Source organism: Kitasatospora sp. NPDC040550 (genome assembly GCF_055594965.1).
The window spans coordinates 1-15,354 of record NZ_JBVIWC010000044.1 but is presented as its reverse complement, the minus strand read 5'-3'; the positions used below and the strand labels follow the sequence as shown (position 1 = coordinate 15,354).

General features: G+C 74.7%; 10 protein-coding genes and 3 tRNA genes. 12 read left to right on the top strand and 1 reads right to left on the bottom strand.

What is annotated here, in order from left to right; translation table 11 throughout:
- The first annotated feature begins 17 nt into the window (after positions 1-17).
- From rsfS to ACZ58X_RS38205, 4 genes are all read left to right on the top strand, one after another.
- On the top strand, positions 18-476 hold the full coding sequence (rsfS, locus tag ACZ58X_RS38220; protein WP_470338174.1) for a ribosome silencing factor: 459 nt from the start codon (positions 18-20) through the stop codon (positions 474-476).
- Positions 473-1,120, top strand: coding sequence for a histidine phosphatase family protein (locus ACZ58X_RS38215; protein ID WP_470338205.1), 648 nt, complete (start codon positions 473-475; stop codon positions 1,118-1,120). Before rsfS ends, ACZ58X_RS38215 begins: the two co-directional genes overlap by 4 nt.
- 187 nt (positions 1,121-1,307) lie before the next feature.
- Positions 1,308-1,380 (top strand) — tRNA-Ala (locus tag ACZ58X_RS38210).
- A gap of 55 nt (positions 1,381-1,435) precedes the next feature.
- Positions 1,436-1,508 (top strand) — tRNA-Ala (locus ACZ58X_RS38205).
- 102 nt (positions 1,509-1,610) lie between these two features.
- On the opposite strand, the gene ACZ58X_RS38200 is transcribed toward ACZ58X_RS38205, so the two are convergent.
- Positions 1,611-2,510, bottom strand: coding sequence for a helix-turn-helix transcriptional regulator (locus tag ACZ58X_RS38200; RefSeq protein ID WP_470338173.1), 900 nt, complete (start codon positions 2,508-2,510; stop codon positions 1,611-1,613).
- Between the two features lie 103 nt (positions 2,511-2,613).
- Between ACZ58X_RS38200 and ACZ58X_RS38195 the strand changes: the two genes are divergently transcribed.
- The 8 genes from ACZ58X_RS38195 (at position 2,614) to ACZ58X_RS38160 (ending at position 15,041) form a co-directional block, all read left to right on the top strand.
- Positions 2,614-4,053, top strand: coding sequence for an MFS transporter (locus ACZ58X_RS38195; RefSeq protein WP_470338172.1), 1,440 nt, complete (start codon positions 2,614-2,616; stop codon positions 4,051-4,053).
- Positions 4,054-4,295: 242 nt separating this feature from the next.
- Positions 4,296-4,368, top strand: a tRNA-Ala gene (locus ACZ58X_RS38190).
- Positions 4,369-4,465: 97 nt separating this feature from the next.
- Positions 4,466-5,782, top strand: coding sequence for a hypothetical protein (locus ACZ58X_RS38185; protein ID WP_470338171.1), 1,317 nt, complete (start codon positions 4,466-4,468; stop codon positions 5,780-5,782).
- A gap of 387 nt (positions 5,783-6,169) precedes the next feature.
- Positions 6,170-9,079, top strand: a complete 2,910-nt coding sequence (gene leuS, locus ACZ58X_RS38180) for a leucine--tRNA ligase (RefSeq protein WP_470338170.1) — start codon at positions 6,170-6,172, stop codon at positions 9,077-9,079.
- Positions 9,080-9,456: 377 nt separating this feature from the next.
- A complete protein-coding gene (locus ACZ58X_RS38175; protein WP_470338169.1) occupies positions 9,457-10,272 on the top strand; it encodes a hypothetical protein in 816 nt (271 codons plus the stop codon).
- Between the two features lie 81 nt (positions 10,273-10,353).
- The gene (locus ACZ58X_RS38170; RefSeq protein ID WP_470338168.1) at positions 10,354-11,199 is read left to right on the top strand and encodes a DegV family protein; all 846 of its coding nucleotides are present in this window, start codon (positions 10,354-10,356) and stop codon (positions 11,197-11,199) included.
- Positions 11,200-11,409: 210 nt separating this feature from the next.
- The gene (locus ACZ58X_RS38165) at positions 11,410-12,366 is read left to right on the top strand and encodes a ComEA family DNA-binding protein (protein WP_470338167.1); all 957 of its coding nucleotides are present in this window, start codon (positions 11,410-11,412) and stop codon (positions 12,364-12,366) included.
- A 77-nt stretch (positions 12,367-12,443) separates the two neighbouring features.
- Complete coding sequence (locus tag ACZ58X_RS38160) at positions 12,444-15,041, top strand: ComEC/Rec2 family competence protein (RefSeq protein ID WP_470338166.1); 2,598 nt, start codon at positions 12,444-12,446, stop codon at positions 15,039-15,041.
- The last annotated feature ends 313 nt before the right edge of the window (positions 15,042-15,354 follow it).

Below are 15,354 nucleotides of genomic sequence, written 5' to 3'. Positions count from 1 at the left end.
CGAGCCGGAAGAACACCGTGACCGTCACCGACCACAGCCAGCAGCTCATCAACGTCGCCGCCCAGGCGGCGGCCGACAAGCTCGCGCACAACATCATCGCCTTCGACGTCAGCGAGGTGCTGTCGATCACCGACGCCTTCCTGATCGCCTCCGCGAACAACGACCGCCAGGTCCGCTCGATCGCCGAGGAGATCGAGGACCAGCTGCGCGAGCAGCTGGACATCAAGCCGGTGCGCCGCGAGGGCGAGCGCGAGGGCCGCTGGATCCTGCTCGACTACCTCGACATCGTCGTGCACATCCAGCACTCCGAGGAGCGCTCCTTCTACTCGCTGGACCGCCTCTGGAAGGACTGCCCCGAGCTGCCGCTGCCCGAGGACGCCCTGGAGTCGCGCAACCGCCCCGACGCGATCACCGACGACGCCGGCAACGCCGTCGCCCCGGCCGACGACTTCGGCAAGCCCGAGGACCTGCACTGAGCAGGGACGCGCGCGGCCCGCGCATCGTCTTCTGGCGGCACGGCCAGACCTCGTGGAACCTCGAATCGCGTTTCCAGGGCACCACGGACATCGACCTGACCGGCCAGGGCGTGCTGCAGGCCCAGCGGGCGGCCCGGCTGCTCTCCGGGCTGCGCCCCGACCTGCTGATCTCCTCGGACCTCAAGCGCGCCCGGCGCACCGCCGACGAGCTGGCCGAGGTCACCGGACTGGACGTGCAGCACCACGAGGGGCTGCGGGAGACGTACGCGGGCTCCTGGCAGGGCCTGACCAACGCCGAGATCCGTGAGCGCCACCCGGAGGAGTACGCGGCCTGGGCGGCCGGGGAGCCGGTGCGCCGCGGTGGCGGCGAGCTGTCCACCGAGGTCGCCGACCGCTCGGTGCCGGTGGTGCTGGAGGCGGTCGCCAAGCTGCCGGAGAACGGCACCCTGGTCGTGGTCAGCCACGGCGGCACCATCCGGACCATGCTCGGGCGGCTGCTGGGCCTGGAGCCTCCCCTGTGGGAGTGCTTCGGCGGGCTGTCCAACTGCTGCTGGTCGGTGCTCGGCAGGGGGGCGCGCGGTTGGCGGCTGCTGGAGCACAACGCGGGCACGCTCCCGCAGCCGGTCATCGGCGACGACACCTGACGGCACTCGGCGACGGGGGCCCGGTGGCCGGTACCCGGTGACGGGGCTTCGCGGGTGCCGGTGACGGAGGCTTCGAGGGGGCCCGGGAGGAGCGGATTTCGCAGTTCCGGGCCTGACCAGCTAGAGTCTTCCTCGTTCGCAGGGAAGGAACGCGGCCCGGAAGGGAAGCGGGAGATCCGGTGAGTGCGGGGCTATAGCTCAGTTGGTAGAGCGCTTGCATGGCATGCAAGAGGTCTGGGGTTCAATTCCCCATAGCTCCACTCCGCATAGGCGGTCGTGGAAATCGGAGTTCCGGAGCCAGGTCGCCAGTGTCGCGGGGCTATAGCTCAGTTGGTAGAGCGCTTGCATGGCATGCAAGAGGTCTGGGGTTCAATTCCCCATAGCTCCACAGCAGTTCGAGAGGCCGTCACCCGAGGGTGGCGGCCTCTCGTCATTCCCGGAGGGGGATCGGGCGCGCGGAGCCCCCGGTGCCGCGCGCCCCGTACGGCGCCTAGGGCTTGCAGGTGTGCCGCCAGCCGCCCGGCTGCAGGGAGTTGAGCCGCTCCACCAGCTCGCGGTCGTCCGGGTTCTCCGGGACGTACACGACGATGTAGCACTCCGGCACGCCCGGCATCGTCAGATAGGTGGCGTTCAGCCGCATCACGCCGAGCTCCGGGTGGCGGAAGATCCGCAACAGGGTCTTCGGCGGCGCCACCTCCTGGCGGTCCCACAGCTCCCGGAACAGCTCGCTGCGGGCCGACAGCTGCTGCACGTGCTCCTCCCAGGCCGGCTCGCCGACGTGCCGGCCGTACGCCGAGCGCAGCACCGCCACCATCCGCGGCAGGGTCTCCTCCGGGTTCTCGCACGGGTTGCAGCACTCCGGCGCGGTCAGCATGCACCAGAGGCTGTTGAAGAACACCCCGTGGGACGGGCGCATCCGCTCGGTGCCGAACAGCGAGCGGTACGGCCGGTTGAAGCTCAGCACGTCGAACCGGGTGTTGGAGACCGCCGCCGGCAGCGGCGCCAGCGAATCCAGGATCAGCTGGATCGCCGGGCTCAGCTCCGGCGGGGCCGGCCGGGCCAGCGCCGAGGGGGCCGCCCCGGCCAGCCGGAACAGGTGCTGACGCTCGGTGCCGTCCAGCCGCAGCGCCCGGGCCACCGCCAGCAGCACCTGCTCGCTCGCGTTGATCGGCCGCCCCTGCTCCAGCCACGTGTACCAGGTCACCCCGACCCCGGCGAGCTGCGCGACCTCCTCGCGGCGCAGCCCCGGGGTACGGCGGCGCAGCCCCGGCGGCAGGCCGACGTCCTCCGGGGTGACCCGCGCCCGGCAGGCCTTCAGGAAGCGGGCCAGCTCGGTGCGCCGCCGTTCACGGCCGCCGGTCGCGGCGGGGAGTTCCTCCAGCACGGTCATGCCGTCCATCGTGCCGCAGCGGGCGCGGGCGATACAGGTGCTACCGGTACCAGGATCGGCAGGCTCTAACCACCAGTACCGGCGCCGCCCCAGGCTGGTGGCCATGACCGACCTCCAGACCCGGCCCGGCGCGACCACGGGCACCACCGGGGCACCGGCCGCACGGCCCGGGCCGCTCCTCGCGATCGTGCTGAGCGGGCAGTGCATGGCCGTGCTCGACGGCTCCATCGTCAACGTCGCGGTGCCGACCATCCGGACCGACCTGGGCGCCTCCGGCGCCGCCCTCCAATTCGTGATCGCCGGCTACACCGTCGCCTACGCCGTCCTGCTCATCACCGGCGCCCGCCTCGGCGCCCGGTACGGCTTCGGCCGGCTGTTCCAACTGGGCCTGGCCGTCTTCACCCTCGCCTCGCTGGCCTGCGGCCTCGCCCCGACCACCGGCTCGCTGATCGCCTTCCGGCTGGTCCAGGGCGCGGGCGCGGCCCTGATGGTGCCGCAGGTGATGAGCCTGCTCCAGCGCACCTTCACCGGGGCCGCCCGCACCCGGGCGATCGGCCTCTACTCGGCGGTGCTGGCCGTCGGCGTCGCGCTCGGGCAGGTGCTCGGCGGGGTGCTGGTCAGCGCCGACCTGTTCGGCACCGGGTGGCGGCCGGTGTTCCTGGTCAACGTGCCGATCGGGCTGGTGCTGCTGGCGGCCGGCGCCCGGCTGCGGCCGAAACCGCCCGGTGACGCCTCGCGCGGCTTCGACGTCCCGGGCCTGGTGGTGCTGGGCTCGGCGCTCGGCCTGCTGGTGGTGCCGCTGGTGCTCGGCAACGAGCTCGGCTGGCCGGTCTGGGGCTGGGCGATGATCGCGGGCAGCGCGCTGCTGTTCGGCCTGCTCGTGGCGGTCGAGCGCCGGGTCGCCCGGCGCGGCGGGCAGCCGCTGATCCCCGGCCGGGTACTGCGCGCCCCCGGGCTGCGCCCCGCCGCCGTCGGGCTGTTCACGATCATGGCCGCCTACGCGGGCTTCATGTTCACCTTCGCCCTCCACCAGCAGGCGGCCCTCGGGCACAGCGCCCTGCGGGCCGGGCTCTGCTCGGCGCCCGTCGCGGTCGGCTTCGGCCTGGCCAGCCTGCGCTGGCACCGGCTGCCGGGCCGGTTGCACGGCCCGCTGCCGGTGCTCGCCGGGGTACTGCTCGGCGGCGGCTACCTGCTGCTGGGGGTGCTGCTCGGCGGCGGCGACGGGATCGGGGCGGTGGTGCTGGTGGAGACGGCCGTGCTCGGCCTGGTCGCCGGCTGCGCGTACGCCCCGCTGTTCGCCCGGGCGCTGGCGGGGGTGGCACCGGAGGACGCGGCCGACGCCAGCGGGGTGACGGTGACCGTCCTGCAGCTCGGACAGATGACCGGGGTCGCGGTGATCGGCTCGGTGTTCCTCGGGCAGGTGGACCTGCCGGCGCCGGCCGGGGTGTCGGGGCACGCGCTGCTGGTGACGCTGGCGGTCAACGGTGCGGTGGTGCTGGTCGGGGCGGGGTTCGCGGCGTGGAGCCGGCGGGCGGTGCGCTGACGGGGTGGGTGGTGCGGGCGGTTGCGGGTGATGTGGGTGGCGCGGGTGGTGGTGCGTGGGGTGCGTGGCGCGCTGTCGCCCGCGCCGCCCGTGGCCTGGCGGACCGCCCGGGCCGCCCGGGCCGGCTGTGGTGGCCTCGGGAAACGGATTTCAGGAGCACGCCCAGGACCGTGTAAAGTAGTCGATGTCGCCGAGGGAAACCGGACGGAAACGACGGGAAACCCGGTGACATCGCAGGTCAAGGGGCTATAGCTCAGTTGGTAGAGCGCTTGCATGGCATGCAAGAGGTCTGGGGTTCAATTCCCCATAGCTCCACAGTGGTCGAGAGCCGCCTCCCGTTACGGGAGGCGGCTCTTCGCCGTTGTGTGCATGCCACCGGCGGACCGGAGGGAAAGACCGCTACCGTCGTGCCATGGCCGATCTGCAGCGAAGGCGGAACGAGGAGCTGGCCCGGATACTGCACCAGCTCGGCTGGAGTCCGGAACGGCTCGCCCGTGAGGTGAGCCTCGCCCTCCCGCCGGGCCTGGCGATCAGCTCCACCGCCCCGTACAAGTGGCGCGACCGCGGCATGGTGCCGCGCAGCCCGCACGACCAGACGGTCTGCGAGGTGCTCAGCCGTACCCTCGGCATAGCCGTCACCTACGAGCAGCTCTGGGGCCGGATGGGCGGCCACCGCGGCGCCAAGATCCTCTCGCCCCGACTGCTCACCGACCCGTGGACCGCCGACACCGCCCAGACCGCGCTGCGCGAGGCCGCCACCGACGCCGGACCGGTCCGGCTCACCGACCTGTTCCGCAGCGCCGACCTCGACCACGCCGCCGAGCGGCTCTCCTCGCCGCCACCGCCGGTCGGCGGCGGTGAGGGCGCGCTGCGCGTCGACCCCACCCTGGCCGGTGAACTCGGTCTCTCCTACCGCAGCAAGCAGCGCCTCGAACGCTCCTGCGGCGGCGGCCTCGTCCTCGGCCCCACCCGCGCCGAACTCGCCATGCTGGCAAAGCTGTTGGAACTCGGCGCGTACGACGAACGACTCGGCCGCGAACTGTACGGCACCGCCAGCCGGCTGGCCCGGCTGGCCGGCTGGGCCGCGTTCGACCTCGGCCACGACGCGGCCGCCCAGCGGGCCTTCGTCGCCGCGCTGCGCGCCGCCCACGTCAGCGGCGACGTCCGGCTCGGGGTCGCCGGGCTCGGCGCGCTGGTGGCCCTCGCCACCCAGGGCAGCGGCGGGCGCGGTCTGGACGCCGTCACCGCGCTGCGCACCGCCCTGGACACCCACGGGCCCGCGCTCAGCCCCACCGGGCGGGCCCGCCAGTACGGCCGGATCGCCCGCGCCCACGGCCGCCGCGGCGAGGCCGACCGGGCCGAGGAGGCCGCCGCCCGGGCCTTCGCCGAGATCGACGGCGTCCCCGGCACCGAGGAGGCCCGGGCCGACCTCGCCGGGATGGTGGGGGAGGGGCGGCTGGCGCTCGGTCAGCACCGGATGGCGAAGGCCCTGCTCGCCGAGGCCGTCGCCGGGCTCGGGCCGGGGCGGGCCCGCTCCAAGGCGCTGCTGATGGTCCGGCTGGCCGAGACCCACCGGCGGCTCGGCGACCAGCGGGAGGCGGCCCGGACGGCGGGGCTGGCGCGCTCGCTCGCGGCGGGGATGCAGTCGGAGCGACTGGCCAGGGCGCTGCGGGACTTCGAGGCGGCGGGGCTGCGGGACGGCGGGGTGGCGCGGACGGCCGCGCCGTAGGCTGTGGGCGGGTGTGCGTGGTGGTGCGGGTGGGCTGTGGGCGGGTGTGCGTGGTGGTGCGGGTGGGCTGTGGGCGGGTGTGCGTGGTGGTGCGGGTGGGCTGTGGGCGGGTGTGAGTGGTGGCGCGGGTGGGCCGTGCCGTCGGTGGGACGGCCCGGAGACCCCTGACCTGCTTGCGGTACCCTGAGCCCATGCGAACCGTGCGCCTGCTCCTTAGCCGGCCGCGCTGACCAGGACCGGCCGCGCCCTCGGGCGGTGCCGGAGTCGGCGTGGCGTCCCCTCCTGCGAGGGGATTTTTTGTTTTCCGCCCCCGCCCGCGTCGTGGGACGGGTCCACGGTCGGCCGCGTCGCGGTTCGCCAACTGACACCGATGGAGCTTGAAGGACCATGAGCGAGACGACCCCTGCGTCCGGCGCGGCCGAGACCGCGACCGAGCCGTTCCGGTACAGCGCCGCGCTGGCGGCGGAGATCGAGTCCCGCTGGCAGGACATCTGGGAGAAGGAGGGCACCTTCCACGCCCCCAACCCCACCGGTGAGCTGGCCGACCCGGCCGCCGGCGACGTCGCCGCGAAGCCGCACAGCTTCATCATGGACATGTTCCCGTACCCCTCGGGCGCGGGCCTGCACGTCGGCCACCCGCTGGGCTACATCGCCACCGACGTCTTCGCCCGCTACCAGCGGATGACCGGCCACAACGTGCTGCACACGCTGGGCTACGACGCCTTCGGCCTGCCCGCCGAGCAGTACGCGGTGCAGACCGGCACCCACCCGCGGGTCTCCACCGAGGCCAACATCGCCAACATGCGCCACCAGCTGCGCCGGCTGGGCCTGGGCCACGACCCGCGCCGCTCGATCTCCACGATCGACCCGGACTACTACCGCTGGACGCAGTGGATCTTCCTGCAGATCTTCAACTCCTGGTACGACGAGGCGGCCGGCAAGGCCCGCCCGATCACCGAGCTGGTCGGCCAGTTCGAGTCCGGCGCGCGTGCGGTGCCGGGCGGCCGCGCCTGGGCCGAACTGTCCGCCGGTGAGCGCGACGAGGTGCTGGGCGAGTACCGCCTGGCGTACGCCAAGGAGGTGCCGGTCAACTGGTGCCCGGGCCTGGGCACCGTGCTGGCCAACGAGGAGGTCACCGCGGACGGCCGCTCCGAGCGCGGCAACTTCCCGGTGTTCAAGTCCAACCTGCGCCAGTGGATGATGCGCATCACCGCGTACTCCGACCGCCTGATCGCCGACCTGGACCTGCTGGACTGGCCCGAGGCCATCAAGCTGCAGCAGCGCAACTGGATCGGCCGCTCCGAGGGCGCCCGGGTCGACTTCGCGGTCGACGGCGGGAAGATCACCGTCTTCACCACCCGGCCCGACACCCTGTTCGGCGCCACCTACATGGTGCTGGCGCCCGAGCACGACCTGGTCGACTCGATCGTCCCCGCCGCCTGGCCGGAGGGCGTGCCCGCCGAGTGGACCGGCGGCGCCGCCACCCCCGCCGAGGCCGTCGCCGCCTACCGGGCCACCGCCGCCGCCAAGTCGGACGTCGAGCGCCAGGTCGAGGCCAAGGTCAAGACCGGCGTCTTCACCGGCGCCTACGCCGTCAACCCGGTCAGCGGCGCGTCCGTCCCGGTGTTCATCGCCGACTACGTGCTGATGGGCTACGGCACCGGCGCCATCATGGCCGTCCCCGCCCACGACCACCGCGACTTCGCCTTCGCCCGCGCCTTCGCGCTGCCGATGCGCTGCGTCGTCGAGCCCACCGACGGGCGCGGCTCGGACCCGGCCGAGTGGGACGACGCCTTCGACACCTACGACTCGGTCATCGTCAACTCGGTGCGCTCCGAGGGTGATTCGGCGCAGGCCTCGCCCTCGGCCCTGTCCCTGGACGGGCTGAGCGTGGTCGACGCCAAGGCCGCCGCCACCGCCTGGCTGGCCGAGCGCGGCATCGGCGAGGGCACCGTCAACTACCGCCTGCGCGACTGGCTGTTCAGCCGCCAGCGGTACTGGGGCGAGCCGTTCCCGATCGTCTACGACGAGGACGGCGTGATGCACGCGCTGCCCGAGTCGATGCTGCCGGTCGAGGTCCCCGAGGTCGACGACTACTCGCCGCGCACCTACGACGCGTACGACTCCGCCTCCTCGCCGGAGACCCCGCTGTCCCGCAACGAGGACTGGGTCAACGTCGAGCTGGACCTGGGCGACGGCGTCCGCAGGTACCGCCGCGAGACCAACACCATGCCCAACTGGGCGGGCTCCTGCTGGTACGACCTGCGCTACGTCGACCCGACCAACGCCGACGCGGTGGTCGACCCGGCCAACGAGCGCTACTGGCTGGGCCCCACCGAGGCCAAGCCGGCCGGCGGCGCCGACCTGTACGTCGGCGGTGCCGAGCACGCCGTGCTGCACCTGCTGTACGCCCGCTTCTGGCACAAGGTGCTGCACGACCTGGGGCACGTCTCCTCCGTCGAGCCGTTCCACAAGCTGTTCAACCAGGGCATGATCACCGCGGACGTCTACCGCGACGAGCGCGGCTTCCCGGTGCCCGCCGCCGAGATCGAGGAGCGCGACGGCAAGTACTTCTGGCAGGGCGAGCCGGTCAAGCGCGAGGCCGGCAAGATGGGCAAGTCCCTGAAGAACGCCGTCGCCCCGGACGAGATCGCCGACGAGTACGGCGCGGACACCCTGCGCCTGTACGAGATGTCGATGGGCCCGCTGGACGTCTCCCGCCCGTGGGACACCCGGGCCGTCGTCGGCTCCTACCGCTTCCTGCAGCGGCTGTGGCGCAACGTCGTCTCCGAGGACACCGGCGAGCTGGTCGTCACGGAGGAGGAGCCGGACGACGCGACGCTGCGCGCCCTGCACAAGGCCATCGACGGCATCCGCGGCGACATGGCCGGGCTGCGCTTCAACACGGCCGTCGCCAAGGCGATCGAGCTGAACAACCACCTGGTCAAGCGCGGCTCCACGCCGCGGGCCGTGGCCGAGCAGCTGGTGCTGATGGTCGCGCCGCTGGCCCCGCACATCGCCGAGGAGCTGTGGCGCCGCCTGGGCCACGGCGAGTCGCTGGCGCACACCGACTACCCGGTCGCGGACCCGGCGTACGTGGTCGACGAGTCGGTGACCTGCGTGGTGCAGATCAAGGGCAAGGTCAAGGCCCGCCTGGAGGTCGCGCCGAGCATCACGGACGCGGAGCTGGAGGCGCTGGCTCTGGCGGACCCGGCGGTGGTCGCGGCGATTGGTGACGCGGCGGTGCGGAAGGTGATCGCGCGGGCGCCGAAGCTGGTGAACATCGTGACCGGCTGAGGTCGGTTCGGAACGGCTCCGGGCCGAGAGTCGATCGGGCGGGTGTCCTTCGGGGCGCCCGCCCGGTGTGCTGTCCGGAGCTCGCGCGAGGGCTCGGGGCGCGGGAGTACGGGCGGGGCGCGGGCGGGGTGGGGCTGGGCGCGGTGGGGCTGGGCGTGGTGGAGCGCGGGCGGGGTGGGGCGCGGGCGGGGTGGGGCGGGTCGCGGTGGGGCGCGGGTCGGGCCCTCGGGGAGATCCCGGATCTGTCCCTGATCTCCGTCCGCCGGGCCCGTTCCGGGCCTTCCGGGCCCGGGTGCGGCCGCTACGGTGGAACCCACGGCAGTGCGGCCCGCGTTGGGCCCGGTGGGGGCCGAAACGGCGGCGGAAGGTGACGCGCGATGGACGTGTTCGGCGTGATGATCGGCTTGGTCCTGCTCTTCGGGATCGCGACGCTCGTCCTGGCCGTGGTCGGCACGGTCAAGGCGGCCAAGGCCGTCGCCGCGAAGGTCGAGAAGCACGAGGCCAACGCCCGGCGCGCCGTCGAGACCGCCACCCTCAAGGCGAAGACGTACACCAAGGTCGGCCCGCCCGCGCAGATCGCCACCGTCCGCCTCAAGCTGCGGACCTCGCTGGACGGCACCCGGCAGGTGCTGGAGGGCGGGCTGGGACAGGACGGCCAGCTCGGCGAGTCCCTCGCGCTGCTCACCCGGCTCGACGCGCACGCGGCCGAGCTGGACGGCGAACTGCGGGTGCTGGAGCGCGAGCCGGACACCGCGCGGATCGCGGCCAAGCTGCCGGAACTGCGGGAGCGCGCGGAGCGGATCACCCACGCCGCGGAGACCATGCGGTGGGCGGCCCAGGACCGGATGCACCGGTTCGCGGACGACGAGCTGAGCCGGCTGAGCCAGGAGTGCGAGAGCGAGGCGGGGGCGCTGCGGCACTGGGACACGGCGGGGGGCGGTGCTTCGGGTGCTTCCGGTGCTTCCGGTGCGGGTGGTGCGGGCGCTGCCGGTGCCGCTGCGGGTGCGGGCGCGGGTGCCGGGGCAGGCGGGGGTGCGGGGGCCGGTGCCGGTGCGGCCCGGGCCGGGCTGACGGACGGCAGGGGGCGGCCCAGCGCCGAGGACCTGCTGGGGCTGGCCGACCCGCTGGCGAAGCTGGCACAGCGGCTGCGGAAGCCGTCGGCGGGGCCCTCCACGGGGCCGTCCGCGAGCTGATTCCCGCGCGCGGCCGGGCCTGCCCAGGAGCGCGCGGACAGCTGCTGTCATCCCGGACGAACGGGGAGTAACCTCCGCCTCATGCCCTCCGACCTCGCACTTGTCACCGATTCCACGGCCTACCTGCCGCAGGCGGCGCTCGACCGGCACGGGATCACGGTGGTACCGCTGAGCGTCGCGGTCGGTGACGAGGTCCGCTGCGAGGGCGTCGAGATCTCCCCGAAGGACGTCGCCGAGGCGCTGCGCGGCAAGCAGCGGGTGACCACCTCCCGGCCCAACCCGGAGACCTTCGCCGCCACCTACCGGGCGGCCGCCGAGGCCGGGGCACGGGGGATCGTGTCGGTGCACATCTCCGGCGAACTGTCCGGCACGGTCGAGGCCGCCCGGCTGGCCGCCGCCGAGGCGCCGGTGCCCGTGCGGGTGGTGGACAGCCGGCTGGTCGGGATGGCCCTCGGGTACGGCGTGCTGGCGGCGGCCGAGGCGATCGAGGCCGGCCTGGGCCTCGCCGAGGCGGCCGGAGCGGCGGCCGAGCGGGCGGCCGGGACCAGCGGCTTCTTCTACGTGGACACCCTGGAGCACCTGCGCCGGGGCGGGCGGATCGGGGCGGCGCGGGCGCTGCTCGGTTCGGCGCTGGCGGTCAAGCCGTTGCTGCACCTGGACGGGGGGCGGATCGAGCCGCTGGAGAAGGTGCGGACGGCGTCGCGGGCGATCGCGCGGCTGGAGGAGATCGCGGTCGAGCGCTCGGGGGAGGGCGAGGTGGACATCACCGTCCACCACCTGGCCGCCGAGGAGCGGGCCGAGCAGCTCGCGGAGCGGCTGCGGGCGCGGGTGCCGGGGTTGCGGGAGCTGTACGTGGGCGAGGTCGGGGCGGTGATCGGCGCGCACGTCGGGCCGGGGCTGCTGGCGGTGGTGGTCGCGCCGCGCTGAGGCGGGGCAGGGGTGGGGTGGGGGTGAGGTAGGGCGGGGTGGCTCGGGGTGGGTCGGGGCCGGGGCGGGTCGGGTCGGGGCCGGGTCGGGTCAATCGCGTGATGGCGTGGCCACCCGTGTGAGTGACACTTTCTATCCACAACCCCCGGGTTTTCCACAGGCATTCGGAAATGTCCGCAGGCTCCGCGAAGTGCTCCTAGCGTCCTCGCCATGACGACCTTGGGCCTGGGCGCGGCGAAGCGCCAAGCGATCGACGAGACGGTACGGCTGCGGATGGCGGCGCTGCTGCCGACGGATGACGAGTCGGCGGTTCGCAAGCCGGTGGTTCGCGAGTCGGTGGGCCGTGAGCCGACAGCCGGTCAGCCGACTGCCGGTCAGCCGACGGAGGGCGCTCCGGTGGCGGCCGTACCGGCCGCCGCGGTGCCGCCGGGGGCGGGTCCGCCCGAGCCGGTGCACCTGCCCGATCCGCCGGGCGCCGGGGCGCGGCTGCGGTTCGCCTCGGCCCTGGCGCTCGATCGGCGGGCGGTGGCCGGGCTGGCTGTCCTGCTCCTCTTCGCGGTGGGCTATGCCGTGCAGCACTTCTGGCTGGCCCGGCCGGAGGCGGTGGCGGTTCCGGCACTGGCGGCCGCGTCGGCGCCGCCGGAGTCGGGCCCGCCCGCGACCGACGGCCCGCCCGGCAGCGGGGCCGGGCCGCCCACGGGCCGCGCGGGCCCGGGCGCCGAGCCCGCCGTCGTCATCGACGTCGGCGGCCGGGTCCACCTGCCCGGTCTGCACACCCTGCCCGGGGGATCGCGGGTGGCCGACGCGCTGCGGGCGGCGGGCGGTCCGTTGCCGGAGACGGACACCCGGGGCCTCAACCTGGCCCGCGTCCTGATGGACGGTGAGCAGATCACGGTCGGTGAGCAGGCGCCCGTTCCCGTCCCCGTCCCCGCTCCCGGGGGCGCCGGCGGACTGCCCGGCGCCGTCACGCCCCGACCACCCGTCAGTCTCAACCGCGCCACCCTCGAACAGCTCGACGCCCTCCCGGGGGTCGGCCCGACGCTCGCCCAGCGCATCCTCGCCTACCGCGCCTCGCACGGTTCGTTCCGCTCGGTCGACCAGCTCCGGCAGGTCAGCGGCATCGGTGCCCGCACCTTCGCCGAACTCCGTCCGCTCCTCACCCTCTGACGTCCTTCCGACCGCTTCCCTTGCCTTGCCCGGCTCCGTTGCCGGCCCTGTCGCCGCTGCCGAAAGGAGGTACCGCCGTGTCCGCCACCACCGCGCCGCTCCCGCACACCCGCTCCTCGGGTGCCGACTTCCGACTGTTGCTGCCCGCCGTCTCGGCCTGGCTGGTCACAGCGGTGCTCCTGCCCGTGGAACCGGGATCCGAGCCGCTGATCCTGCTGTCGGCGGGCGCCGCCGTGCTCACGGCCGTCCTGCTGCTCGTCCGGCCGGGCCTGCTGCCCCGGCGCGGGGCGGCGGTGGCGCTGGCGGCCGTCCTGCTCACCGGCGCGGCGGCCGCGATCGCGACCCCGCTGCACACCGCCGACCTGCACCGGGGCCCGCTGCCGGAGCTCGCCCGCGCGGCCGAACACGCGCCGCCGCGTGCCCCGGGCACGCCCGGCACGGCGGTCGAGGTGGAGCTGACCGTCGCGGGGGACCCGAAGGTCCACACCGCCCGGGGCGGCACCACCGGCGGGCAGACCCTGCTCACCGTCGAGGCCGTGGCCGACCGCGCGACCGTCCTCCCGGACGGCCGGGCCACCCGGACCCACACCCCGGTGACGGTCATGGTCCGCGGGGCGGAGAGCGACTCCTGGCTGCGGCTGCTGCCGTCCGAGCGGCTGGCCGTCGAGGCCGAGGTGCGGCCGGCGGGAGAGGGCTACGACACCGAGTCGGCGGCGCCGCTGCTCGTCCACGGCCCGCCCCGGCAGCTCGCACCGCCGAGCCTGCCGCAGCGGATCGCCGGGCGACTGCGCGAAGGCCTGCGCACGGCCAGCGACGGGCTCCCGCCGGATGCGCGCGGACTGCTCCCCGGGCTGGTGGTCGGCGACACCTCGCGACTGCCCGACGACCTGGTGGACGCCTTCCGCGCCACCGACCTGGTGCACCTGGTCGCCGTCAGCGGGGCCAACCTGGCGATCGTCCTCGGTGTGCTGCTGGGCGCACCGGCGCAGGCCGGCACAGCGGAGCGGCGCGGACTGGCCGCGCTGTCGGGACTGTCGCTGCGCACCAGTGCCCTGGCCGGTACGGCGCTGACCCTGGCCTTCGTGACGGTCTGCCGCCCCGAACCCAGCGTGCTGCGGGCAGCGGGCACGGGACTGATCGGCATGCTCGCCCTGGCCACCGGCCGCCCCCGCCAGGCCGTACCGGCGCTCGCCGGGTCCGTCCTGGTCCTGGTGCTGCTGGACCCGTACCTGGCGCGTTCCTTCGGCTTCCTGCTCTCGGTGCTCGCCACCGCCGGGCTGCTCGTCCTCGGGCCGCACTGGGCCGAGTCCCTGCGGGCCCGGCACTGGCCGCACCACCTGGCGGGTGCGCTGGCGGCCACCGCGGCGGCGCAGGCGCTGTGCGCACCGGTGACGGTGGTGCTGTCCGGGCACATCAGCCTGGTCGCGGTGCCGTGCAACCTCCTGGCCGAGCTGGCGGTGGCGCCGGCGACGCTGCTCGGTTTCGGGGTGCTCGCGGTGCAGCCGTTCTTCCCGTCCCTGGCCCGGCTGCTGGCCGAGCCGGCCGGGGTGCCGGCCAGCTGGCTGGCCTTCGTCGGTCGGCGCGGAGCCGAGCTGCCCGGTGGGCAACTGTCGTGGCCCGGCGGCTGGTTCGGGGTGGTGACGGTCGCCCTGGCGACCTTGGCGGCCTGCTGGGCGGCGCCGCTGCTGCTGCCCCGCCGGGCGGAGCCCGGCCGCCCGCCGGGTGCCCGTCGGCGCTGGGTCCGGGCCTTGGTGACCGGCGTCCTGCTGGTGGTGCTGCTGGGCGTGCTGCTGCGCCCGCCACAGCTGGCCCGGATCGCCACGGGCTGGCCGCCGCCGGGGTGGCGGCTGGTGATGTGTGACGTCGGGCAGGGAGACATGTTGGCCCTGTCGACCGGTACGCCGGAGAGTGCGGTGGTGATCGACACCGGGCCGGATCCGGACGCCGCCGACCGGTGCCTGCGTGAGCTGGGCATCACGACCGTGCCGCTGCTGCTCCTGACGCACTTCCACGCGGACCATGTCGAAGGCGTGCCGGGGGTGTTGCGGGGGCGCCAGGTGGGCGCGGTGGAGGGCACGGTGCTGGACGATCCGCCGGGAGAGGCGGCCCGGGTGACGGCCTGGGCGGCGGGTGCAGGCGTACCGCTGTTGCGTGCCGGGCGTGGTGAACACCGTTCGGCCGGAACGGAGTTGTCCTGGGACGTGGTGTCGCCCGCTCCCGGAGGGCTCGTCGACGCGCCAGGCGCGAACAACGCGAGCGTGGCACTGCTGGTGTCCTCGGTCGGCGGTCTGCGGATGGCACTGTTGGGTGACCTCGAACCGCCCGCCCAGTCGGCCCTGTTGGGGCGCCTCGGGAGAGTGGATGTCCTGAAGGTCGCGCACCACGGTTCGGCCCACCAGGACTGGGACCTGACCGGTGCCCTGCGGCCCCGGCTCGCCCTGATCTCCTGCGGAGAGGGCAATCCGTACGGGCATCCGTCGCCCCGTACCGTCGATCGCCTGCGTGCGTCGGGTGCCACTGTGCTGCGCACCGACCGGGCGGGGGACATCGCCGTGATCGGCGATTCCCCGGCCACCCTCGCCGTCGCCGTCCACCCCCGGCCCGCCCACGGCACCCGCGCCGGGCACGCCGCCCCGGGGCACTCCACCCGTGGGCCCCGCGCCCCGCCCCCGTGACCCCGCTCTCCTTCTTCCCTCCACGAGGTGGGGTGGGCAGGGGGTAGGGGTGGGGGAGGCGGAGGGAGGAGGGTGGGAGGGGGCGGGGGCGGGGGCCCGGGGAAAGGGATTGCGGCGGGGGGGGGGGGGGGGGGGGGGGGGGGGGGGGGGGGGAGGGAGGAGGGGGGGGGGGGGGGGGGGGGGGGGGGGGGGGGGTGGGGGGATGGGGGGGGGGGGGGGGGGGTACCGCCAGGGCGGCATGGCGCACGTCCGGGCGACGCGGTTGGCGGTGGCAGCTCCGTGGTCGTGGCGGATCGGGTGCAGGCAGAGGTCG

What these genes read in the sequence shown, in the direction of transcription:
- ACZ58X_RS38200 (WP_470338173.1), bottom strand. Translation starts at nt 2,510, where the DNA reads ATGACCGTGCTGGAGGAACTCCCCGCCGCGACCGGCGGCCGTGAACGG.
- ACZ58X_RS38195 (WP_470338172.1), top strand. Translation starts at nt 2,614, where the DNA reads ATGACCGACCTCCAGACCCGGCCCGGCGCGACCACGGGCACCACCGGG.
- ACZ58X_RS38185 (WP_470338171.1), top strand. Translation starts at nt 4,466, where the DNA reads ATGGCCGATCTGCAGCGAAGGCGGAACGAGGAGCTGGCCCGGATACTG.
- leuS (WP_470338170.1), top strand. Translation starts at nt 6,170, where the DNA reads ATGAGCGAGACGACCCCTGCGTCCGGCGCGGCCGAGACCGCGACCGAG.
- ACZ58X_RS38175 (WP_470338169.1), top strand. Translation starts at nt 9,457, where the DNA reads ATGGACGTGTTCGGCGTGATGATCGGCTTGGTCCTGCTCTTCGGGATC.
- ACZ58X_RS38170 (WP_470338168.1), top strand. Translation starts at nt 10,354, where the DNA reads ATGCCCTCCGACCTCGCACTTGTCACCGATTCCACGGCCTACCTGCCG.
- ACZ58X_RS38165 (WP_470338167.1), top strand. Translation starts at nt 11,410, where the DNA reads ATGACGACCTTGGGCCTGGGCGCGGCGAAGCGCCAAGCGATCGACGAG.